The 20,748-nt window shown below is 60.5% G+C and carries 22 protein-coding genes; 11 read left to right on the forward strand and 11 right to left on the reverse strand.

The features are described 5' to 3' along the window. Window positions 1-29: 29 nt before the first annotated feature. On the reverse strand, window positions 30-218 hold the full coding sequence (locus tag EGN72_RS16170; RefSeq protein ID WP_233587166.1) for a hypothetical protein: 189 nt from the start codon (window positions 216-218) through the stop codon (window positions 30-32). Between the two features lie 299 nt (window positions 219-517). Between EGN72_RS16170 and EGN72_RS16175 the strand changes: the two genes are divergently transcribed. The 3 genes from EGN72_RS16175 to EGN72_RS16185 all read left to right on the forward strand — a co-directional run bounded on the left by EGN72_RS16175 (window position 518) and on the right by EGN72_RS16185 (window position 3,442). Then, the gene (locus EGN72_RS16175; RefSeq protein WP_127049455.1) at window positions 518-934 is read left to right on the forward strand and encodes a cytochrome c family protein; all 417 of its coding nucleotides are present in this window, start codon (window positions 518-520) and stop codon (window positions 932-934) included. A 156-nt stretch (window positions 935-1,090) separates the two neighbouring features. Then, on the forward strand, window positions 1,091-2,764 hold the full coding sequence (ctaD, locus tag EGN72_RS16180; RefSeq protein ID WP_127049457.1) for a cytochrome c oxidase subunit I: 1,674 nt from the start codon (window positions 1,091-1,093) through the stop codon (window positions 2,762-2,764). A 186-nt stretch (window positions 2,765-2,950) separates the two neighbouring features. Then, the gene (locus tag EGN72_RS16185; protein ID WP_127049458.1) at window positions 2,951-3,442 is read left to right on the forward strand and encodes a DUF2244 domain-containing protein; all 492 of its coding nucleotides are present in this window, start codon (window positions 2,951-2,953) and stop codon (window positions 3,440-3,442) included. Between the two features lie 202 nt (window positions 3,443-3,644). Here the strand turns inward: EGN72_RS16185 and EGN72_RS16190 are convergent, their stop codons facing one another. Beyond that, on the reverse strand, window positions 3,645-4,103 hold the full coding sequence (locus EGN72_RS16190; RefSeq protein ID WP_127049460.1) for a GatB/YqeY domain-containing protein: 459 nt from the start codon (window positions 4,101-4,103) through the stop codon (window positions 3,645-3,647). A 181-nt stretch (window positions 4,104-4,284) separates the two neighbouring features. Here EGN72_RS16190 and carA point away from each other — a divergent pair, with 181 nt between their 5' ends. After that, window positions 4,285-5,451, forward strand: a complete 1,167-nt coding sequence (gene carA, locus EGN72_RS16195; RefSeq protein WP_127049462.1) for a glutamine-hydrolyzing carbamoyl-phosphate synthase small subunit — start codon at window positions 4,285-4,287, stop codon at window positions 5,449-5,451. Between the two features lie 155 nt (window positions 5,452-5,606). Beyond that, window positions 5,607-7,544 (forward strand): glycosyltransferase family 2 protein, encoded by a 1,938-nt coding sequence (locus EGN72_RS16200; RefSeq protein WP_127049464.1) that lies wholly within the window; start codon window positions 5,607-5,609, stop codon window positions 7,542-7,544. 48 nt (window positions 7,545-7,592) lie between these two features. Here EGN72_RS16200 and EGN72_RS16205 read toward each other — a convergent pair whose 3' ends face one another. Further along, complete coding sequence (locus tag EGN72_RS16205) at window positions 7,593-8,228, reverse strand: GntR family transcriptional regulator (RefSeq protein WP_127049466.1); 636 nt, start codon at window positions 8,226-8,228, stop codon at window positions 7,593-7,595. Between the two features lie 171 nt (window positions 8,229-8,399). Here EGN72_RS16205 and EGN72_RS16210 point away from each other — a divergent pair, with 171 nt between their 5' ends. From EGN72_RS16210 to EGN72_RS16220, 3 genes are all read left to right on the forward strand, one after another. Continuing rightward, a complete protein-coding gene (locus tag EGN72_RS16210) occupies window positions 8,400-9,047 on the forward strand; it encodes a pyrimidine 5'-nucleotidase (RefSeq protein WP_127049468.1) in 648 nt (215 codons plus the stop codon). Between the two features lie 90 nt (window positions 9,048-9,137). After that, the gene (locus tag EGN72_RS16215; RefSeq protein ID WP_127049470.1) at window positions 9,138-9,377 is read left to right on the forward strand and encodes a hypothetical protein; all 240 of its coding nucleotides are present in this window, start codon (window positions 9,138-9,140) and stop codon (window positions 9,375-9,377) included. Between the two features lie 70 nt (window positions 9,378-9,447). Further along, on the forward strand, window positions 9,448-10,647 hold the full coding sequence (locus EGN72_RS16220) for a UbiH/UbiF family hydroxylase (protein ID WP_127049472.1): 1,200 nt from the start codon (window positions 9,448-9,450) through the stop codon (window positions 10,645-10,647). A 63-nt stretch (window positions 10,648-10,710) separates the two neighbouring features. On the opposite strand, the gene EGN72_RS16225 is transcribed toward EGN72_RS16220, so the two are convergent. Continuing rightward, window positions 10,711-11,838: an aminotransferase class V-fold PLP-dependent enzyme gene (locus EGN72_RS16225; protein WP_127049474.1), complete on the reverse strand. Its 1,128-nt coding sequence runs from the start codon at window positions 11,836-11,838 to the stop codon at window positions 10,711-10,713. 112 nt (window positions 11,839-11,950) lie between these two features. On the opposite strand from EGN72_RS16225, the gene EGN72_RS16230 reads away from it, so the two are divergent. Continuing rightward, window positions 11,951-13,177, forward strand: coding sequence for an FAD/NAD(P)-binding oxidoreductase (locus tag EGN72_RS16230; RefSeq protein WP_127049475.1), 1,227 nt, complete (start codon window positions 11,951-11,953; stop codon window positions 13,175-13,177). Between the two features lie 98 nt (window positions 13,178-13,275). On the opposite strand, the gene EGN72_RS16235 is transcribed toward EGN72_RS16230, so the two are convergent. The 3 genes from EGN72_RS16235 to EGN72_RS16245 are packed head-to-tail and all read right to left on the reverse strand — an operon-like array spanning window position 13,276 to window position 14,919. After that, the gene (locus tag EGN72_RS16235) at window positions 13,276-14,001 is read right to left on the reverse strand and encodes a hypothetical protein (RefSeq protein WP_127049477.1); all 726 of its coding nucleotides are present in this window, start codon (window positions 13,999-14,001) and stop codon (window positions 13,276-13,278) included. Between the two features lie 4 nt (window positions 14,002-14,005). Then, complete coding sequence (locus tag EGN72_RS16240) at window positions 14,006-14,464, reverse strand: Lrp/AsnC family transcriptional regulator (protein ID WP_127049479.1); 459 nt, start codon at window positions 14,462-14,464, stop codon at window positions 14,006-14,008. Continuing rightward, a complete protein-coding gene (locus tag EGN72_RS16245) occupies window positions 14,461-14,919 on the reverse strand; it encodes an Lrp/AsnC family transcriptional regulator (RefSeq protein ID WP_127049481.1) in 459 nt (152 codons plus the stop codon). The genes EGN72_RS16240 and EGN72_RS16245 overlap by 4 nt, the downstream gene beginning before the upstream one ends. A 140-nt stretch (window positions 14,920-15,059) precedes the next feature. On the opposite strand from EGN72_RS16245, the gene ilvC reads away from it, so the two are divergent. Further along, window positions 15,060-16,082 carry a ketol-acid reductoisomerase gene (gene ilvC, locus EGN72_RS16250; RefSeq protein WP_127049483.1) on the forward strand — a complete coding sequence of 341 codons (1,023 nt, stop codon included), beginning with the start codon at window positions 15,060-15,062 and terminating at the stop codon, window positions 16,080-16,082. 214 nt (window positions 16,083-16,296) lie between these two features. Further along, complete coding sequence (locus tag EGN72_RS16255) at window positions 16,297-17,178, forward strand: DMT family transporter (RefSeq protein ID WP_127049484.1); 882 nt, start codon at window positions 16,297-16,299, stop codon at window positions 17,176-17,178. Here the strand turns inward: EGN72_RS16255 and EGN72_RS16260 are convergent. The 4 genes from EGN72_RS16260 to EGN72_RS16275 all read right to left on the reverse strand — a co-directional run bounded on the left by EGN72_RS16260 (window position 17,063) and on the right by EGN72_RS16275 (window position 20,637). After that, window positions 17,063-17,929 (reverse strand): hypothetical protein, encoded by an 867-nt coding sequence (locus tag EGN72_RS16260; RefSeq protein ID WP_127049485.1) that lies wholly within the window; start codon window positions 17,927-17,929, stop codon window positions 17,063-17,065. The genes EGN72_RS16255 and EGN72_RS16260 overlap by 116 nt on opposite strands. A 108-nt stretch (window positions 17,930-18,037) precedes the next feature. Then, window positions 18,038-19,036 (reverse strand): dihydropteroate synthase, encoded by a 999-nt coding sequence (folP, locus tag EGN72_RS16265; protein ID WP_127049487.1) that lies wholly within the window; start codon window positions 19,034-19,036, stop codon window positions 18,038-18,040. 3 nt (window positions 19,037-19,039) lie between these two features. Beyond that, window positions 19,040-19,915: a dihydroneopterin aldolase gene (locus EGN72_RS16270; protein ID WP_127049489.1), complete on the reverse strand. Its 876-nt coding sequence runs from the start codon at window positions 19,913-19,915 to the stop codon at window positions 19,040-19,042. Window positions 19,916-19,995: 80 nt separating this feature from the next. Continuing rightward, window positions 19,996-20,637: a cell wall hydrolase gene (locus EGN72_RS16275; RefSeq protein ID WP_199743769.1), complete on the reverse strand. Its 642-nt coding sequence runs from the start codon at window positions 20,635-20,637 to the stop codon at window positions 19,996-19,998. Window positions 20,638-20,748 lie beyond the last annotated feature (111 nt).

The following is a 20,748-nucleotide window of genomic DNA, read 5'->3' on the forward strand; positions in this document are numbered from 1 at the left end:
ATCAAGACGCGAAGGGTCGTTTTGTCAGATCAGCAATCGTTGGCGGTATCACCCATCACCGGGGTAATGCCTGCGACGCGTTCAAGGCTGGCCGCGATCAGCATCAGATGCGCGACTTTTTCTTTTGAATGGATGCCCGCGCGTGCATAGGCCACATCTTCAACAAGACGGGCCGCTTGCCGAAGTTTCTCGGCATTCCGCAATTCTGTGAATGTCATATCGACCATGACACTTAACCTTTTCATTTTTATGTCACCAAGGGTCCCGATGCCGCCCAACCTTGGCTTTGAGCCAACGTAAGCGCTTCGCCACCCGGCTTCGAGACTCAAAATAACGCGAGGAGGCTACAGTTTTGATACCTCTCCGACCCGAACCGCGGAAAAACTGCCGCAAAGAAAGCGTGACAGCTTGACCTATGTTATGTCGCAGCCGCTGCACATATGGTAAGCAGGCGCGATGTTGCACCTGCCGATCACGGTCAGACCGCGGCAACACGATTCAAAGACGAGGAAAGAAAATGAAGTTTAGCCTTATCGCCACTGCTGCCCTTCTCACTTTGTCCGCACCCGCCTTTGCTGGTGACGCTGAAAAAGGTGAAAAGGAATTCAAGAAATGCAAAGCCTGTCACGCAATCATCGCCGATGACGGCACCGAGATTGTCAAAGGCGGCAAAACCGGCCCGAACCTTTATGGCGTCATCGGCCGTGCTGCTGGCACCACCGATTTCAAGAACGGCGACTCCTTGGTTGCGGCCGGCGCGGCTGGCGTGGTCTGGGATGAAGCGAACCTTGTCGCCTATCTCGCTGACCCCAAAGCCTTCCTGATCGAAGCGACGGGCGATGCTGCGGCCAAGTCCAAGATGTCCTTCAAACTTTCGAAAGGCGGCGAAGACCTTGCGGCCTATCTGGCTTCGGTCGTCCCTGCGGCGAACTGACCCACTAAAAAACGACTTTGACGCGGTTTTTCTTGATCTGCGTCAAAGTCACCGATTGCCGCCGCCGCTTGGGCATTCTAGAACATGAATACAAGTGGCGGCGGGAATCTACTTTTCCCGTGCGCTGAAATCTGGAAACGCAATCGGGAGGCAGGCATGGCCGACGCAGCCATTCATGGCCACGAACATGACGAACGCGGGTTCTTTACCCGCTGGTTCATGTCGACCAATCATAAAGACATCGGTATTCTATACCTGTTCACCGGGGGCCTTGTCGGGCTGATCTCGGTTATCTTCACCGTTTACATGCGCATGGAATTGATGCACCCCGGTGTTCAATACATGTGTATGGAAGGCGCGCGCTTTACCGCCGCTGCTGCTGGCGATGTTTGCACGCCCAACGGTCACCTCTGGAACGTGTTGATCACGGGCCACGGCATCCTGATGATGTTCTTTGTCGTCATCCCTGCCCTGTTCGGTGGTTTCGGCAACTATTTCATGCCATTGCAGATCGGCGCGCCGGATATGGCCTTCCCGCGCATGAACAACTTGTCCTACTGGATGTTCGTTGCGGGCACCGCGCTGGCAGTTGCATCGGTTTTGTCGCCGGGTGGCAATGACCAGCTTGGCTCTGGCGTGGGCTGGGTGCTTTACCCGCCGCTGTCGACCAATGAAGGCGGCTATTCGATGGACCTCGCGATCTTCGCGGTTCACCTGTCGGGCGCCTCGTCTATCCTTGGCGCGATCAACATGATCACGACCTTCCTGAACATGCGCGCACCGGGGATGACCCTGCACAAAGTGCCGCTGTTCGCATGGTCGATCTTTGTCACCTCTTGGCTAATCCTGCTGGCTCTGCCGGTTCTGGCAGGGGCAATCACCATGCTGCTGACCGACCGGAACTTTGGCACCACCTTCTTCCAGCCTTCGGGTGGCGGTGATCCGATCCTGTATCAGCACATCCTGTGGTTCTTTGGCCACCCGGAAGTGTATATCATCGTTCTGCCCGCTTTCGGCATCATCTCTCAGGTCATCGCAACCTTCTCGCGCAAGCCGATCTTTGGTTATCTGCCGATGGTTTACGCCATGGTTGCCATTGGTGTTCTGGGCTTCGTCGTCTGGGCGCACCATATGTATACCGTTGGCATGTCGCTGACGCAGCAGTCCTACTTCATGCTGGCCACGATGGTCATCGCGGTGCCAACCGGTATCAAAGTGTTCTCGTGGATCGCGACCATGTGGGGCGGCTCCATCGAGTTCAAGACTCCGATGCTCTGGGCCTTTGGTTTCCTGTTTCTCTTCACCGTGGGCGGCGTAACCGGCATCGTTCTCAGCCAGGCTGGCGTGGACCGTGCCTATCACGACACCTATTACGTCGTGGCGCACTTCCACTATGTGATGTCCCTTGGTGCGGTGTTCGGGATCTTCGCCGGGATCTACTATTGGTTCGGCAAGATGTCGGGCCGCGAATACCCTGAATGGGCAGGCAAGCTGCACTTCTGGATGATGTTCATCGGTGCAAACCTGACCTTCTTCCCGCAGCACTTCCTTGGCCGTCAGGGCATGCCGCGCCGCTATATCGACTACCCCGAGGCATTCGCCTACTGGAACTTCTGGTCGAGCCTTGGTGCCTTCCTGTCCTTCGCTTCGTTCGTGTTCTTTATCGGTGTCATCTTCTACAGCCTGCGTGCAGGCAAGCGCGTCACCGAAAAGAACTACTGGAACGAATACGCGGATACGCTGGAATGGACCCTGCCTTGCCCGCCGCCCGAACACACGTTCGAGCAGCTGCCGAAGCAGTCCGACTGGGACAAAGGCCACGCCCACTAAGCGGCAGGCCGAGCAGAAACAAACCCAAAGGGCCCCGCAGCAATGCCGGGGCCCTTTTTCATGGCAGGCCCCGCATCGGTTGCGGGCTGCTGTGATCTGCAGGGCTGGCATTTCAGGCCATTCCGCACTTGCCCGATCACAAAACCTTGCTAGGTTTTGCCTGTAAACCCCATCAAAAGGCCTGACATGCCCTACGAATGGTCCGACACAACCGAGATCAAAGCCCTGCATCTGTGGCCCTATCGCTCGCTTCCGCGGCGTGGGTTTGTCTGGTTCATCGGTGGCACGGCCTGCCTGATCGCAGTGCCGCTGCTTGCGGTCATGGGCTCTCCGGTGTTTTGGGGTTTGTTGCCTTTTCTGGTGCTGGCCGTTTCTGGCATGTATTGGGCGCTGGAACGCAGTTATCGTGACGCTGAAATCATCGAGACTCTGACCCTAAGCGAAAACCGTCTGCACCTTGCCCGTATCGGCCCGCGCGGCAAGCGGCAGGAATGGGAAGCAAACCCGCATTGGGTGCGGGTCGAGCAACATAAAACCGGTGGGCCCGTGGCCGAATATATTACCCTTGCCGGCGGCCCGCGCGCGGTGGAATTGGGCGCCTTTCTGTCCGAGGAGGAACGCAAGCAACTTGCCCCGGAATTGCGGCAGGCCCTGCGCGCCCATAACCAGCGCACGTAATCCACGCGGAAACCGTCACAAAACCTTGCGCGCAGCGTCACGCCACTGTCGCACAACCGGGCCAGACTGCCCTCATAGAGCGAAGCTGCGGCGGGCCCTTTTTGTCCCCAAGTTCGTCGGGTTTTTTGAAATGCTTGTTTTCAAACAGAAACGCCCTGCACACTGCGGTGCAGGGCGTTATTTCCATTTGGTGCAAACCGCTTCAGGCCAGCAAGTCCTTGACCCGCGGACCAACTGCACCGAAATCCATCTGACCGGTGTATTTGCCTTTTAGCACCGCCATCACCTTGCCCATATCACGGATAGAGCTTGCGCCCGCCTCCGTTATGGCAGCCTTGATCGCAGCATCCACTTCCTCGCCTTCCAACTGGCGCGGCAGAAACTCTTCAATCACCTTGATTTCGTCGAGTTCTTTTTCCGCCAGTTCCAGCCGCCCGCCTTCTTCATAGACACGCGCGCTTTCCTGCCGCTGTTTCACCATCTTGGACAGGATTGCCGTGATATCGCTGTCCGACACCACACCCTCGCCGCCTTCCCCCCGCTGGGCGATATCGCGGTCCTTGATCGCAGCATTGATCAGACGGAGCGTCGACAGCCGCTCCGCCTCTCTTGCCCGCATCGCATCTTTCAGGGCTGCTTGCAGCCGATCACGCAATACCATCTTCTTGTCTTTCCCCAGAGTTTCAGCAACTGCCGACAATAGCGCGAAGCGAAAGCCGAGGCAACCAAGCGTAAAATTTGCAAGCCCTTGAAAAGTATAAAAATTCCATTTGACCCTACGTCTTGACCCCAGCGCGCTTGGCCCGTAGTCTCCGCGAAATCCGGCCAGAGAGAGTCGTACCATGCCCCATATCGATCCGACCACCGCAAAACCCACCGCCTGCCTTGCGCTTGCTGATGGGACAATCTTTTACGGGCGCGGTTTTGGCGCGACCGGGGAAGCGGTTGCCGAACTGGTGTTCAACACCGCGATGACCGGCTATCAGGAAATCATGACAGACCCGTCTTATGCAGGGCAGGTTGTCACTTTCACCTTCCCGCATATCGGCAACACCGGCGTCACCCCCGAGGATGATGAAACCGGCGAACCGGTTGCCGCTGGTATGGTGGTGAAATGGGACCCGACTGATCCGTCAAACTGGCGCGCCACGGCCGAGTTGACCGAATGGCTGACCTCCAAGGGCCGCATCGGTATCGGCGGGCTGGATACGCGCCGTCTGACCCGCGCGATCCGTCAGCAAGGTGCGCCGCATGTGGCGCTTGCGCATAACCCGGATGGGGTTTTCGACATCGAGGCGCTCGTTGCCGCCGCCCGTGCCTGGCGCGGGCTGGAGGGGCTTGACCTCGCCAAGGATGTGACCTGCGCACAAAGCTATCGCTGGGATGAAATGCGTTGGGCATGGCCTGCGGGCTACAGCAAGCGCACCGGTGAGGGGCTGCGGGTTGTCGCGGTCGATTTCGGGGCGAAACGCAATATCCTGCGCTGTCTGGCGTCTGCCGGTTGCGATGTAACCGTGCTGCCCGCCACCGCCACCGCCGAGGATGTTTTGGCCCTCAACCCTGAAGGGGTGTTCCTGTCCAACGGTCCGGGCGACCCGGCGGCCACTGGCGAATATGCCGTTGACATGATCAAGGGCGTTCTGGCCGCTGATCTTCCCGTCTTTGGGATTTGCCTTGGCCATCAGATGCTTGCCCTTGCCCTTGGCGGCAAGACCATCAAGATGAACCACGGGCATCACGGTGCCAACCACCCGGTCAAAGATTATGACACCAACAAGGTGGAAATCACCTCGATGAACCACGGCTTTACCGTGGATGCGCAATCGCTGCCCGATGGCGTGCGCGAAACCCATGTCAGCCTGTTCGACGGCTCTAACTGCGGCATCGCGGTGACGGGCAAGCCGGTGTTTTCGGTGCAATACCACCCCGAAGCCAGCCCCGGCCCGCAAGACAGCTATTACCTGTTTGAGCGATTCGCAGAGGCGATGAAGGCCCGCCGCGCGGCCTGAAACGCCATAGACCTCCACTATATCTGGTGGCCCTGTGCGCAGCGGCCACCATTTAAAAGGCGCGTTTTATGAAAACCGCCTGCTAAGTTTTAGAAAAATCCAATATTAACCAACTGTTAAGCTTTACCCGCCAAACCTGATCCGGCGGGGGGCCCATGACAGCATCAACTCCTTTCCTTTCACCTGACCTGTTGCAGCCTGCGGATGCGGCTGTTGACAAGGGCGCGTCCGTTGCAACCAGCCCCAAACCCAATGGCGGCAAGCGCTATTCCGTCACCGCGCCTTCGGTCCGAAGCCTTGGCGTCACCCTGCTGCGCGAAGGGGCCTTGTCTGCCCATGATCTGGTGACGGCGCTGTCGCTGCAAAAACGCCATCGCGGCCGGTTGAGCGATATTCTTCTGTCCCGCCAGATGGTCGCAGAGGAAACGCTGTATAAGGCGCAGGCGCGGCATTGGAATGTGCGGCTGCTGGACCCTATGGACCAGCCCGCAGACCCCCGGTTGATTGATGATATCGGCGCGGCTACCTGCCTGCGCGACGGGTTGATCCCTTGGCAAAGGGTGGGAAAAGCGGTTGTCGTCGCCACCGCCCACCCCGAAGAATTCGCCAGCCATTACCCCAGGCTTCGCGCGGCCTTCGGCACGGTGATCATGGCCATCGCGCCTGCATCCAAGATTGAGGCGGCTGTGTTGCGCGCGCGGTCGGCTGCGCTGAACCATGCCGCCGAGAACCGCGTTGCAGAGGCCGAAAGCTGCCGCGACTGGGGGCGTGACGGCCTTGCAGTGAAGGTAGCGCTTATTCTTGGCGTGTTTGGCCTTGGCCTATGGCTCTCGCCCGCGTTCATGGCGCTGGCCTTTACCTTTTGGGCCACGCTTACTTTGGCGCTTTCCACGGCGCTGCGGGCCGGGGCCGTCTTTGCCGCCCTGCGCAACACCGCCCCCCCGCCCCCCGACCCGATCATCGCGCGGCTGCCCACCGTCTCGATCATGGTCGCCCTGTTCAAAGAGGGCAACATCGCCCCACGCCTGATCCGCCGCCTGAGCAGGCTGGATTACCCGCGCGATCTGCTCGATATTCTGCTGGTCGTCGAGGAAAAGGACCATCTGACCCGTGATGCCTTGAAATCCGCCGATCTGCCGCCTTGGATGCGGGTGGTGGTGGTGCCCGATGGGCCGTTGAAAACCAAACCCCGGGCGCTGAATTTCGGGCTGGATCTGTGCCGGGGCTCGATCATCGGGGTCTATGATGCCGAAGACGCGCCAGAGCCCGACCAGATCCACAAGGTCGTGAACCGGTTTTACCAACGGGGTGCCGATGTGGCTTGCCTTCAAGGTGTGCTGGATTTTTACAACCCGCGCACCAACTGGCTTTCGCGCTGTTTCACCATGGAATATGCAGCATGGTTCCGCGTCATCCTGCCCGGCTTGCAAAAGCTGGGCATGGCGATTCCCTTGGGTGGCACGACCCTGTTTTTCCGCCGCGCCGCGCTAGAGGAACTGGGCGGCTGGGATGCCCACAACGTCACCGAAGACGCCGATCTGGGCATGCGCCTTGCCCGCTATGGCTATAGCGCCGAAATCATTGACACCGTGACCGAGGAAGAGGCGAATTGCCGCGCGCTGCCTTGGGTGCGGCAACGGTCTCGCTGGCTCAAAGGGTATATGATGACTTGGGCGGTGCATATGCGCGATCCGATGTTGCTCTGGCGCCAACTTGGCCCGCGCAAGTTCATAGGCTTCCAGATCCTGTTTCTCTGCACCCTCTCTCAATTCCTGCTCGCCCCGGTGTTGTGGAGCTTTTGGCTGGTGCCGCTGGGTGTGCCCCACCCGCTGGCAACCGCGCTGCCGCCCGTGGTGATGCTGGGGTTGATGGGGCTGTATCTGTTGACCGAGGTGATCAATATAACGCTGAACGTGATCGGGCTGCGCAAGACAAATCACAAGCTCAACCCGCTCTGGGTTGGCACGCTGCATTTCTACTTTCCGCTCGGCGCGCTCGCCTCTTACAAGGCGGCTTGGGAAATGGTTAGCAAACCGTTCTATTGGGATAAAACCAGCCACGGGCATTTTGACCCAAGCGAAGCCGATCACTAAGGCGCTTGGCCATAGCGGGCCCGCGCAGGCCAAATCCAAAAGCCGCAGTCAGCGCGTTTTCAACTCTCCGGCATCAATGCGCAGCCGGGTTTCGAACGCTTTGGAAATATGGCCGCGCAGCGCCTGATAGGCGGCTTCACCATCCCGCGCCTCGATCGCACGGACGATGGCATCATGTTCCGCCAGACCCACCGCATCGCGCCCTTCGGCAGCGAAAGAGGTTGTCGCCATCAGCGCCATGGAACGATGCACCAGATCCAACTGAGTCACCAAAAACCGGTTGTGAGACGCAAGGTGGATCTGTTTGTGGAACCGCTTGTTCGCCCGGCTCAGCGCGCGCGGATCGCCCCCCAGCAGCGCGTAATCCTCCGCCACCATTCCGCGCAACACGCGGATCTCCTCCTCGGTGGCATGGCGCGCGGCCAAGCGCGCGGCAAGCCCTTCCAATTCTGTCCGAACGGCATACAGCTCTGCCAATTGGTTATGATCGAGCGAGGCGACAATCAGGCTGCGACCATCGCGGGTCAGCATGGATTGGGTTTCCAAACGCTGCAACGCCTCGCGCACCGGGGTGCGTGACACGCCAAAACGGTCCGCCAATTCGGATTCCACCAGCCTGTCACCGGGCTTGTAAACCCCGGCGTCAATCGCCTCGAGGATCAGGCTATAAGCGTCTTTCTGCACCGGATGGCCTTTCGTCTTGTCCCGCCGCAAAGGTTAGCGGGCAAGGCCGCGCACCTCAACCGCAATCGCATGGACAAGCGCCGCAGTGCGACCTATAGCCCATAGGCGAAAGCTGTAAAACAAGGCGGCGCGCGAAAGCACGCGTCTGAGGAAAGGTTTAGGTGTCGCAACATGCCAGCACAGTCCTTTGCCCATGTGCGTGCTTGGGTCTTTGACCTTGATAACACGCTCTATCCGCCCTCGGCCCGCCTGTTTGACCAGATCGAGGTGCGGATGACCAATTGGGTGATGCAAACCCTGTCCGTGGACCGCCCGCAAGCCGACCATCTGCGCCGTCATTACTGGGCGACCTATGGCACCACGCTGGCCGGGTTGATGCAGGAACATGGGGTGGACCCTGCCCCCTATCTGACCGATGTGCACGATATTTCGCTGGAGCAGTTGCAACCAGATATCGCCCTTGCCAGCTATATCCGGGCGCTGCCGGGGCGGCGGATCGTCTACACAAACGGCTCGGCCCCCTATGCCGAACGGGTGCTGGCGGCGCGCGGCCTGTCTGGTCTGTTTGACGCGATTTACGGGGTGGAGCATGCCGGTTTCCGCCCAAAACCCGAACGCGCGGCCTTTGAAACCATCTTTGCCGCCGATGGGCTGGACCCGACCAAAGGCGCCATGTTTGAGGATGACAGCCGCAACCTCGCCGCCCCCCACGCGATGGGGATGCGCACGGTCCATGTCGCCCCCGCACCAGAGCCGGAGGCCCATATCCACCATCATACCGATGATCTGACAGATTTTCTGCGGCAATTGATTGCCTAGCTGCGGCAGCCTGTCACGCCGCGTCACCCTGCCATCTGTTTGGCCGCCGCAAAGCGCCTATTTGCAGCAATGCGAATATGGAGAATATCAATGACACCCCAAACCAATCGCGCGCCGCTTGGCCTGCGTGTTCTTTATGCCATCCCCTTGTTGGGCCGGATCGCCCGCGACATCGCGACCGACAAGGATAGCATTTTCTACGCCCTGATGATCTTTGTCACCGTGGTCGTGCTGGCCGTCAAGACATGGGGCCTCGTCGCCCTTGCCATGTCGGCGCTGGCGCTGGTGCCGATCATGTTTGTGCTGTTGCTGATGATCACACGCGGCTAAGCCTGCGCGCTTTGTCGCTTGGACGCGGGGCCGCTTTCGCCCTATCTATAGCACAACAAAGGGGGCCGTGATGCAACGAGACAGCATTGATATCCTTATTTCCGGCGGCGGTGTCGCCGGCCTCTGTGCCGCCGTCGCCTTTGGTCGCGCTGGCTTTTCGGTGCTCTGCGTTGATCCTACGGCCCCCGTAACCGACCGCAGTGCGGCTGGCGCCGATCTGCGCAGCACGGCCTTCCTGATGCCCTCGGTCGGCTTGCTGCAAGAGATCGGCCTGTGGGACAGGCTTGCCCCCCATGCCGCTGCGCTGCAAATCATGCGCATCGTCGATGCAGGCGGCGCCCCGGGTGAGGCGCGGCTTACCCGCGATTTCAACGCGGCCGAGATTTCCGAACACCCGTTCGGCTTCAACCTGCCCAACTGGCTGCTGCGGCGCGAAATGCTGGCCGAGATCGAAACCCTGCCGGGCGTGACCTTCCGTCCCGGTGTGGCAACCGCGCGCGTCACCACCCGCTCCACCGAGGCGCTTGTCACGCTGTCAGACGGCAGTGCATGGCGCGTGCGCCTGTTGATCGGTGCCGATGGCCGCAATTCCGCCGTGCGCCAAGCGCTTGACATACCTGTAAAAACCACTCGCTACGGGCAAAAAGCACTCGCCTTTACCACCACGCACCCCATCCCACATGACAATGTCTCCACCGAGGTGCATCGCTCCGGCGGGCCCTTCACCATGGTTCCGCTGCCCGATCATGAGGGGCTGCCCTGCTCTGCCGTGGTCTGGATGGAAACCGGGCCCGAGATCGCCCGCCTCCAAGCCCTGCCCCTGCCAGAGTTCGACCATGAGATGAGCCTGCGCGCCTGCCACCAGCTTGGCCCGATGTCGCGCATCAGCCCGCTGACCATCTGGCCCATCATCAGCCAGATCGCCGAGCGTATGGCCGGGGAGCGCACCGCCTTGATGGCCGAAGCAGCACATGTTGTGCCCCCCATCGGTGCGCAAGGCCTGAACATGAGCCTGGGCGACCTTGCCGCCCTGCGCCGCCTTGCGCTTGAAAACCCCGATGATCTTGGCTCTGCCGCAATGCTCGATGCCTATCACAAGGCCCGCCACCGCGAGGTGCAGGCCCGTGTTGCCGGGATTGACGCGCTGAACCGGGCCTCGATGGTCGCGGCCCCCGTTCTGCGCGACCTGCGCGCCTCCATGCTGGGCGCGCTGTATTCAGCCGCCCCCGTGCGCAAAACCTTGATGAAAGCGGGGCTCGGCCTGCGGTGACGCCCCTCATTCATCTTGGCAAAAATACCTGATCCCCCGGCAGACCACAGCGCCACCGGGCGGCTAAAGCACCGCCGCCACAGCCCGCTCCAACCGGGCGACTGTGCCCGGCACATCGGCCAGTTTGTCCAAGCCGAACAAGCCGATGCGGAAGGTCTTGAACGCCTCCCCTTCGCCCACCTGCAACGGCACACCTGCGGCAATCTGCAACCCTTGCTCGCGGAATTTGGCCCCGTTCTGCACCGCAGGGTCATCGGTATAGCTGACCACAACCCCCGGCGCGCCAAAACCCTCCGCCGCGACCGATCGCACGCCCCGCGCCGCGAACATCGCCCGCACCGCCTCGCCCAGCGCCCATTGCGCGGCTTTCGCCTCGGCAAATCCCATAGCCTTGGTTTCGCGCACGGCCTCCAGAAAATCGACCAAAGCATCCGTCGGCATGGTGGCATGATAGGCATGCCCACCGCCCTCATAGGCCGCCATGATGCTGCGCCATTTCTTCAGGTCCAGCGCGAAACTGTCCGATGCCGTTGCCTCCAACCGCGCCAGCGCCGCCGCTGACATCATCACCAATCCTGCCGCCGGGCTGGCCGACCACCCTTTTTGCGGCGCTGAAATCAGCACATCCACCCCTGTGGCTGCCATATCCACCCAGATACAGCCCGAGGCGATGCAATCCAGCACCATCAAGGCCCCAACCTCATGCGCGGCCTGTGCCATCTGGGTGATATAGTCATCGGGCAGAATGATCCCGGCGCTGGTTTCCACATGCGGGGCAAAAACCACCTCTGGTTTGGCCTCGCGGATACGCGCCACCACATCCGCAATAGGGGGCGGCGCATAAGGCGCACGCGGGTCATTCCCGGTTTGCCGCGCCATCACCACATCGACATGGGCTGCAAAGCCGCCAGCCTCAAAAATCTGGCTCCAACGATAGGAAAACCAGCCATTGCGCACCACCAGCACCCGCGCACCCCGGCCAAACTGCCGCGCCACGGCTTCCATGCCATAGGTCCCGCCCCCCGGAACCACGGCCACAGCCTCCGCTGCGTAAACCTCGCGCAGGGTGGTCGAAATCTCACGCATCACCGCCTGAAACTTGGCAGACATATGGTTCAGCGACCGATCCGTGAAGACGACAGAGAATTCCTCCAACCCGTTCGGGTCAATCTCGGGGTGCAAAGCGGGCATAATCTCTCCAATTCATGGCGGTTTTCGCAATTTCACGGCAGATTCCGCGTGACTTCAAGCGATAAAACACATTCATATGTGACAATCTTTTAGGGAGGGGAAAGAACCTAACATGACGCTACATCAGATTGTCATCGTCGGTGGCGGTGCCGCAGGTATCGCCACAGCGGCCAGCTTGCTCAAGCGCCGGAAGGGCCTGGATATCGCAATCATCGAACCATCCGAGGATCACTTCTATCAACCCGGCTGGACTATGGTCGGCGGCGGCGTGTTTCAAGCCCCGACCACAAGACGCAGCACCGCCAGCGTGATGCCCGCAGGCGTCACCCATATCAAAGGCGCCGCTGCCAGTTTCCAGCCCGAAGAAAACCAAGTCGCCCTGTCAGATGGCCGCAGCGTGACCTATCACATGCTGATCGTCGCCACCGGCATCGCCCCGGCCTGGGATGCCATACCGGGGCTGGAGCAGGCCTTGGGCAAGAACGGCGTCACCTCGAACTACCGCTTTGATCTGGCACCCTATACCTACAAACTGGCCCAAAACCTGAAATCCGGCCGCGCCATCTTTACCCAGCCGCCGATGCCGATCAAATGCCCCGGCGCACCTCAAAAGGCGATGTATCTGTCCTGCTCGCTATGGGAAAAGGCAGGGGCTCTGGGCAATATCGACGTGCAGTTCCACAATGCCGGACCCGCGCTCTTTGGCGTGAAAGACTATGTGCCGCCGCTGATGGACTATATCAAACGCTACAACGCCCATCTGAATTTCGGCAGCAAACTGATCGCAGTGGATGGCCCGAACCAAAAGGCAACCTTCGCCCAGACAGGTGCCGATGGCACCACCCAAGAAGTGACACTGGAATATGACATGCTCCACGTCACGCCACCGCAGCGCGCGGTTGACGCTGTTGCCAAAAGCCCGCTGGCCGATGCCACCGGCTTTGTCGAGGTGAACGCCAAGACCCTGCAACACACCCGTTTCAGCAATATCTTTGGCATCGGCGATGGCTGCAACACACCCAATTCCAAAACCGCCGCCGCCGCACGCAAACAAGCGCCAATCGTCGCCGTGAACCTGCTCTCGGTTATGGACGGCGCCCCGGCAACCCATGCCTATGATGGTTACGGCTCCTGCCCGCTGACGGTGGAACACGGCCGCGCCATCGTGGCCGAGTTCGGCTATGGCGGCAAACTTCTGCCCTCTTTCCCGTGGGATAGCACAAAACCCCGCTGGCTCGGTTGGCAACTCAAGGCCAATTTCCTGCCCTGGCTGTATTGGAACGCCATGCTCAAAGGCCGGGAATGGCTCGCCGCCCCATTGGAACGCCATACCGACTAAGGCAAAAGGCCCAAACCGCTTTCTTTTCGGTCCAAATATCCTCAGGGGGTGAATTTTCCGCACGGAAAAGAGGGGGCAGAATGCCCCCTGCCCCCGCCTTACCCCCGCCGGATCGCCTCAACCACCTGTAGCGCCTGATCGGCCAGCACAGGCGTGTCACACGCATAGGCAAACATCTCAAACCGATCAGCAAGGGCCGGGTCGCGGTAGCGGGCGTGCATCTGCATGTCCTTCCCCCAAAACGCCGTCACCCCAATCGACAGATAGGCATTGCAACACCAATCCCGGTGCAATCGGCGCACCAGATCCGCATCCGGCCAGGTCAAAACCTGCGCCCAAAGCGCCTCAACAGACCAGCCACCCCTCACAAAGGCACAGATCAGCGCATCCAGTGACCATTGATAGGCGTTTGGCGGCATCTGAAATACCGCGCGCTGAAACGCATCCAGCACCTGCCATTGCGCCTGCGTCCATAGCGCTGGGTCGCCCGTAGCACCGCGCAACGTGACCTCAATCCCGATGCCGGAAGGCTCCTCGCCGCACAAGACAACCTCCATCACGCGCGGCAACAGATAGGCCCAAAGCGCATGGCTCAGGGGTGGGGCATAGGCCCCGCTATACCAATCCTGAACATAGTAAAGCGGAAGCGCATCAATATCCGGGCCAAAGAAATCGGCCCGGATATCAGGGTCCATGCAACAGGTGCAGCTCTCTGTATCTTGCGGTTTGTCGCAGCGAAACGCCGCATAGGCCTGCTGAACAAGCGCATACTGCGGGTGGCCGGGGGGCAGCTTGGCCCCGATTTCCTTGATCTGTTTGCGCATCACCTCACCCCAATGGTCCCGGTCTTGCCTCTTCGGTCAACAGCACATTCGCCTCTACCTGTCCCACGCCGGGCAGCGTCATGATCCGCCGCCGCAGCACGCGTTCAAAATCCGCGATATCACGGGCGACCACGCGCAGGCGGTAATCAAACAAGCCCAGAACGTGCTGCACCACCTGCACCTCGGGGATGGCTGTCACCGCGCGCTCAAAATCCTCAAGGCTCACCCGGCCCTTGGTTGCCAGCTTGACCCCCAGAAACACCGTCACGCCAAAGCCAAGCGCCGGGCGGTCCACCGCGACGCGGCGCCCGGCGATGATTCCCGCTTCCTCCAGCCGTTTGACCCGCCGCCAAGCCGCAGGCTGGCTAAGACCCAAGCGGCGGCCCAATTCGCCTGCGCTGGTGGTGGCATCGCGGCTAAGGCTGCGCAACAGCGCGCGATCAAGGTCATCAAGATCCATCATAGCGGCAAGGCACTTTCTTCCTTGATCGTGGCGATCAGCATCAGGGCTTCGATATCAGCAATATGCGGCAGCGTCAGAATACGCTTGCGATAGATCTCTTGGTATTGCGCCATGTCGCGGGCAATCACATTCAGCCGCACATCGACCCGCCCCAGAAAGGTTTCAATCGCGATCACTTCGGGCACCTCGCGCGCTGCCGCCAGAAATTCATCAAAGGCGCGCGGCTCGGTCTTGTCGAGGTTAAAGCGCAAAGACACCTCCACCTCATACCCCATCGCCCGCCAGTTGATCACAGCGGCAGGCGGCGCAATCAACCCTGCGGCCTGCATCCGCTCCAACCGCCGCCAACAGGTCGCCCCGGTCACGCCGGCACGCTCGGCCAATTGGGCGTTGGGCAAGCCGGGATCGGCCAGCAAATGCCGCAAGATGCGCCGATCCGTATCATCTATCTGCATGAAAATTTCACCAACGCATTATATCACGAATGATTTTTAGGATATAAACCGCAATTCGTCAAATTTTGCAGGGGATACCCGCGCAGAACCCCTATCCTGCGCCCATCAAAGGCGAAAGCCCAAACCAAAAGGAAAAACCAATGCGCGTCTATTATGATCGTGACTGCGATATCAACCTGATCAAGGACAAAAAAGTCGCCATCCTCGGCTATGGTTCGCAAGGCCACGCCCATGCGCTGAACCTGCGCGATTCTGGCGCCAAGAACCTTGTCGTCGCCCTGCGCGAAGGTTCGCCCTCGGCCAAGAAAGCGGAAGGCGAAGGCCTGAAGGTCATGGGTATTGCCGAAGCTGCGGCTTGGTGCGATCTGATCATGTTCACCATGCCCGACGAATTGCAGGCCGAAACCTACAAGAAATATGTGCATGACAATCTGAAAGAAGGCTCTGCCATCGCATTTGCTCACGGGTTGAACGTGCATTTTGGCCTGATTGAGCCGAAGCCCGGCGTTGACGTCATCATGATGGCCCCCAAAGGCCCCGGCCACACTGTGCGCGGCGAATACACCAAAGGCGGCGGCGTGCCCTGCCTCGTCGCGGTGCATCAGGACGCTACCGGCAAGGCGATGGAAATCGGTCTGTCCTATTGCTCGGGCATCGGCGGCGGCCGTTCCGGCATTATTGAAACCAACTTCCGTCAGGAATGTGAAACCGACCTGTTCGGCGAACAGGCCGTGCTTTGCGGTGGCTTGGTCGAACTGATCCGCATGGGCTTTGAAACGCTGGTTGAGGCCGGGTATGAGCCTGAAATGGCGTATTTCGAATGCCTGCACGAAGTGAAGCTGATCGTTGACCTGATCTATGAAGGCGGCATCGCCAACATGGATTACTCCATCTCCAACACCGCAGAATACGGCCAGTATGTTTCCGGCCCGCGTATTCTGCCCTATGATGAGACCAAGGCCCGCATGAAAGCGGTTCTGTCCGACATCCAGTCCGGCAAATTCGTGCGCGATTTCATGCTGGAAAACGCTGTTGGCCAGCCCACGATCAAAGCCTCGCGTCGTTCCAATGATGAGCATCAGATCGAACTCGTCGGTCAAAAGCTGCGCGACATGATGCCGTGGATCTCCAAGGGCAAGATGGTCGACAAGGCCCGTAACTGATCAAAAACCAAACGGGGCGCGACAAGGTCGCGCCCCGTTTTTTTTGCGGGGGGCGCCCCTTTGGCCTGTGAAATCTGGCACGCCCCTGCCCCGACCCCACGCGACCGACAGGTTGGCCTTGCACCAGGCTTTGGCGCGGCTGTGGGCAAACAAACACTTGCCGCACCGCATTGCCCCTGTTAGCCGACCAAAACCCAACCTCGCAAAGCACAACATGACCCAACCCACCCGCGCCGATTGGCTTTCGATCCTGTTTCTCGGCGTGGTCTGGGGCGGCACATTCATGGTGGTGTCACTGGCGCTGCGCAGCTATGGCCCGGTTACGGTGGCGGCGGCCCGCGTGGTTCTGGGCGCGCTGGCGCTGACCTGCGTTGCGATTGCGATGGGGCGCAAGCTGCCGCGCCTTGACCCAAGGCTTTGGGGTTATTTGCTGCCCATCGGCTTGCTGTCCTCTGCCGTGCCGTTCTCATTGCTGAGCTGGGGGCAAAGCTATGTGCCTTCGGCTTTTGCAGGCCTGTCGATGGCCTCTGTGCCGCTATTCGTGCTGCCGCTTGCCTATCTTTTCGCGGGCGAGACGCTGAGCCGCAACAAGGCGATGGGCTTTGGCCTTGGCTTTATCGGCACGCTGATCCTGCTGGGGCCGGATATTTTAAGCGGGGGGCCTTTGGTGCTGCCGCGATTGGCCTGTATTGCGGCGGCGCTGTGCTATGCCTGCGCCTCGATCCTGACGCGGCGCTGCCCGACCATTGACCCCATCACCCTTGCCGCGACCAGTCTGGTGATTGGCGCGGTGCCGATGGTGCCGATGATGCTGTGGCTGGAAGGGTGGCCGAACTGGCAAGGCGGCACACCCGGCCTTGCCATCATCCTGCTGGGCCTTGTGCCCACCGCCCTTGCCGCGCTGTTGCGGGTGTCGGTCATTCGCAGCGCGGGCTCTGGCTTCATGACGCTGACCAGCTATCAGGTTCCGGTCTGGTCCGTCATTTTTGGGGGTCTGTTTTTGGGAGAACAACTGCCCCTACGTTTTTTGGCAGCGCTGGCGCTGATTTTGGCCGGGCTTTTCCTGTCGCAGCGGGGGCGCAAGCCATCAGCTTGACCGCCGTCGGGTGAAAGCCCGCGCGCGTTTCGCCAAATTCCATAAAGACGCATTTGAACCCGTTGCGGTTGAACGACCGCAGCGCCTCTGTCGCCTCGCGCACAATGGCCATATGCGCCTCATCTTCACGCAGCTTGATCGCGGGCGGGTTGAAGCCGATCACGATGGATTGCCGCGCGATCCGGCAAAACTCATCCGCGATGGTGCCCCAATGCTCCGGCGCGGCATAAGCCTCAATCGCCTGATAGCAGCACAGAACGTCAAAGGATTTGTCGGGGTAAGGATAGGGAAGGCAGCCCGCATCGAACAAATCCACCTCCAGCCCAAGGCTTTCGATGATTGGCTGATAAATCCAGCCAAGGTTCTTATCGCCGCGCGGGTTGTCATGCGACTTGGCCGTCAATTTATCCAGAAATTTCGGGCGCTTGGCGTTCTTGTTATAATCCTTGGACCAGCCGCCGAAATCGGTGCCCCGCACCCGGTGGCCAAAATGCCGCCACACCTCCAGCATGGCACCATGCGCTGTCGAAAGCTCCAGAATATCCAACGGCGCCGCGCCTGAAAGGGTTTCGGGGAAGTGATGGTGAATCCGCGCCCAAGCCCGTTTGATGTTTTCCGTCCGCGCCAGATATTTAAGCGCGATGCGGCTGATCTGATGGTCCGAATATCCGCCCAAGGCGTAATGCGCCGGAAACTCTTTCGGCACATCAGGGGTCCACGCCTGCCGCTCTTGTTGTTCGTTTCTGCGCACTGTGCCCACCTCTCACTGTTTTTTTGGTTGCCCACACCATAGGGACAAGCCCTAAACAAGACACCCCTTTGCCGCAAGAAACCCGGGCATTGCAGCCAAATTGCCGCGCTAAACCTGCCCCTGCACCGCTTGCCACAAGGCCAGCGCCTGCGCGGTTTCGGCCACATCATGCACCCGCAGGATATGCGCGCCCATGGCCGCCCCATGCAGCGCCACGGCAAGCGACCCGGGCATGCGGTCTTTCGCGGCCTCGGCCCCGCCAATCGTGCCAATGAATTTCTTGCGCGACACGCCCAGCAACACTGGCAAGCCCAGATCATGCAGAAAGGGCAGGCCCGCCAGCAATGCCAGATTATGCGCTTGGGTCTTGCCAAAGCCGATACCGGGATCAACGATCAACCGATCCCGCGCCACCCCGCGTGACAGGGCAAAGCCCACGCGTTCGGCCAGATGGTCCAGAACCTCTAGCAACACATCGTCATACTGTGGATTTTGCTGCATCGTGGCCGGGTCGCCTTTGGCATGCATCAAGCAGACGGGCACCCCGCGCGCGGCCACCAGATCGGCAAGCTCTGGGTCATAGGCAAAGGCCGAAACATCGTTGACAATATCCGCCCCGGCGTCCAGCGCGGCTTCGGCCACGGCGGCCTTGCGGGTATCAATGCTGATCGGGGTGGTAATGCCGGCATCGCGAATGGCGCGGATGGCCGGGGCCACGCGGCGGATTTCTTCGGCAATGGAAATCGTGTCGGCCCCCGGTCGCGTGCTTTCACCGCCGATATCCAGAATATCGGCCCGCGCCATCGCCTTGGCCCGCGCCACAGCGGCGGCGGCATTGGTCACATCGCCGCCATCCGAAAAACTGTCGGGCGTGACATTGACGATGCCCATGATCCGGGGCCGGTCCAGCGACAAACCACACAAAGGCGCGCGCGCGCCAGAGAGCCGCGCCTGATCCTCGGTCGCAAGCTTTGCAGCTGCTTGGGTGACGGTCGCACCGCCTGCATCACGCAGCACCACCGTATCGAACCACGCAAAGGCACTGCCCGCCAAAGGCAGGCCTGCGCCCTGCCCCAAGCGGGCAACCGGGCCGAGAACACGCGCCATCGGCTAGGCCTCCATCAGGCGCAGCGGCAGTTTGGTTTCGGGCCGGGGCGCGCCGATCACCACCAGTTCCACCGCATGCAGCGCCTCGGCCAGCCAAACCGCCAGCGCCAAGCCATCGCCCTGCGGCGGATGCACGGAATCCATCACCATCCGCGACGGTGCCCAGACGCTGATCTGCCCGTTGCGCATCGCCCAGTCCAGCTCCGTGCGGGTGCCCACCACAAAGAACCGCGCATCCTGCGCCGAAACGGCCCAAGCTGCTTGCTCCATGGCCAACAGCTCTATTCGTCGCTGCGCTCCCGCATCGCTGCTGCGCGGAACGGGCAGGCCCAGTCCCGCCACCGTCAGGATCAAAGCGGCATCCTGCCCCAACTGCGCCAAATACGCCGCCACATCGACCTGCGCCCCCAGAAACACCACCCGAGGGCGCGGCATCACATTGGCCTGCGCCCGCGTTACAGCATCCTTGGAGCGGACAATCTCCACCCCCAGATCATAGGGGCCTCGATCAATCTTTTCGATCCGCACAAAGGCCCGCACCGCCTGCGGCTCTCGCAAGATCCGCAGGGCCACACGTTCGGCAAGGGTTTCCAGCAGGTTGATCCGCTCTGCCTGCAATTCATGGCCGACAGCCTCGGTCAAACGATCGTAAGACAGGATCAGATCGACATCATCGTTCAGGGGCTGCGGCACTGGCAGCACCTCGACCACAATGTTGAACCGCACCTTCTGCCGCAGGCCCCGCTCTTGCGCGAAGGCCCCGATTTCCACTTCGACCACATAGTCGCGCACCGAAATACGGTCGAGAGGGTCTGCCCCCGCAAGCGCGGCAGCACGTTCCTCTGGATGCCCAAAGGCCGTTTCAGGGTCAGATGTCATGGCGCTCCACTCGGCTTATCGCACTTGTCCCGTGCATAGCCGTTTCGCGCCCCTTTGCACAAGGGACGCGTGCCGCCCGATCAGGACGGCTGACGGTAGAACAAATGGCTACCGATTTTTGCTGTGTTCGGAAAACGCTTTGCCCAACGCGGGCGAATGGCTGTGGTATGGAAATGCGTGGCACCGCCCGTCAATTCGCGGGGCGCACCGTCCAGCATCAGGCGGGCAATCTTGGCCGCGCGGGCATAGGCCGCCTTTTCGCGGATCGTATCGGCCCGGCCATCACAGGCAAAGGAGAACTGACACGCATTGCGGCGATGCGCGCCTTGATTGACAACCGCACAGACAGAATTCGGATATTTGCGGCTGTCGACCCGGTTCAGGATCACTTCGGCAACGGCAAATTGCCCTTTCACGGATTCGCCACGCGCCTCGAAATACAGCGCCTTGGCAAGACAGGCCCATTGGTCGCCACCGGTTGCCGAGGGCAGGCCGGAGATAAAGCTGCGGTCGTAAGCCACGGGCACAACATTCGCCTTCGGGCGCTGTGCAACAATTTTCGATTCAGGCAAAGCATTCAGTGCCCGCTGTTCCGCCCCGATCAAAGAGCCAAGCTTCTCGGTCGGGTTGTTGGAACGGCTGACCGTCGTTTCGGCAGCCACGGCCCCACTCATGGCAAGCAGCAAAACAATGCTGCTCATCCAGCTTAATCGCGCATTCATTCGGTTTAATCCCGGTTTGTTTCGTCGGTCTACCCGGCGCCGGATCACCAGCCCCCCAAGGGTAACAGGCCGAACGCATAGACGAAAATTTCCCGAGAGTCTACATATAGT

The sequence above is a fragment of the Pseudorhodobacter sp. E13 genome, from assembly GCF_003991405.1.
Taxonomy (GTDB): Bacteria; Pseudomonadota; Alphaproteobacteria; order Rhodobacterales; family Rhodobacteraceae; genus Pseudorhodobacter.

Bases quoted from the DNA above. Each gene is read 5' to 3' on its own strand.
- EGN72_RS16170 (WP_233587166.1), bottom strand. From the start codon at position 218: ATGACATTCACAGAATTGCGGAATGCCGAGAAACTTCGGCAAGCGGCC.
- EGN72_RS16175 (WP_127049455.1), top strand. From the start codon at position 518: ATGAAGTTTAGCCTTATCGCCACTGCTGCCCTTCTCACTTTGTCCGCA.
- ctaD (WP_127049457.1), top strand. From the start codon at position 1,091: ATGGCCGACGCAGCCATTCATGGCCACGAACATGACGAACGCGGGTTC.
- EGN72_RS16185 (WP_127049458.1), top strand. From the start codon at position 2,951: ATGCCCTACGAATGGTCCGACACAACCGAGATCAAAGCCCTGCATCTG.
- EGN72_RS16190 (WP_127049460.1), bottom strand. From the start codon at position 4,103: ATGGTATTGCGTGATCGGCTGCAAGCAGCCCTGAAAGATGCGATGCGG.
- carA (WP_127049462.1), top strand. From the start codon at position 4,285: ATGCCCCATATCGATCCGACCACCGCAAAACCCACCGCCTGCCTTGCG.
- EGN72_RS16200 (WP_127049464.1), top strand. From the start codon at position 5,607: ATGACAGCATCAACTCCTTTCCTTTCACCTGACCTGTTGCAGCCTGCG.
- EGN72_RS16210 (WP_127049468.1), top strand. From the start codon at position 8,400: ATGCCAGCACAGTCCTTTGCCCATGTGCGTGCTTGGGTCTTTGACCTT.
- EGN72_RS16215 (WP_127049470.1), top strand. From the start codon at position 9,138: ATGACACCCCAAACCAATCGCGCGCCGCTTGGCCTGCGTGTTCTTTAT.
- EGN72_RS16220 (WP_127049472.1), top strand. From the start codon at position 9,448: ATGCAACGAGACAGCATTGATATCCTTATTTCCGGCGGCGGTGTCGCC.
- EGN72_RS16225 (WP_127049474.1), bottom strand. From the start codon at position 11,838: ATGCCCGCTTTGCACCCCGAGATTGACCCGAACGGGTTGGAGGAATTC.
- EGN72_RS16230 (WP_127049475.1), top strand. From the start codon at position 11,951: ATGACGCTACATCAGATTGTCATCGTCGGTGGCGGTGCCGCAGGTATC.
- EGN72_RS16235 (WP_127049477.1), bottom strand. From the start codon at position 14,001: ATGCGCAAACAGATCAAGGAAATCGGGGCCAAGCTGCCCCCCGGCCAC.
- EGN72_RS16240 (WP_127049479.1), bottom strand. From the start codon at position 14,464: ATGATGGATCTTGATGACCTTGATCGCGCGCTGTTGCGCAGCCTTAGC.
- EGN72_RS16245 (WP_127049481.1), bottom strand. From the start codon at position 14,919: ATGCAGATAGATGATACGGATCGGCGCATCTTGCGGCATTTGCTGGCC.
- ilvC (WP_127049483.1), top strand. From the start codon at position 15,060: ATGCGCGTCTATTATGATCGTGACTGCGATATCAACCTGATCAAGGAC.
- EGN72_RS16255 (WP_127049484.1), top strand. From the start codon at position 16,297: ATGACCCAACCCACCCGCGCCGATTGGCTTTCGATCCTGTTTCTCGGC.
- folP (WP_127049487.1), bottom strand. From the start codon at position 19,036: ATGGCGCGTGTTCTCGGCCCGGTTGCCCGCTTGGGGCAGGGCGCAGGC.
- EGN72_RS16270 (WP_127049489.1), bottom strand. From the start codon at position 19,915: ATGACATCTGACCCTGAAACGGCCTTTGGGCATCCAGAGGAACGTGCT.
- EGN72_RS16275 (WP_199743769.1), bottom strand. From the start codon at position 20,637: ATGAATGCGCGATTAAGCTGGATGAGCAGCATTGTTTTGCTGCTTGCC.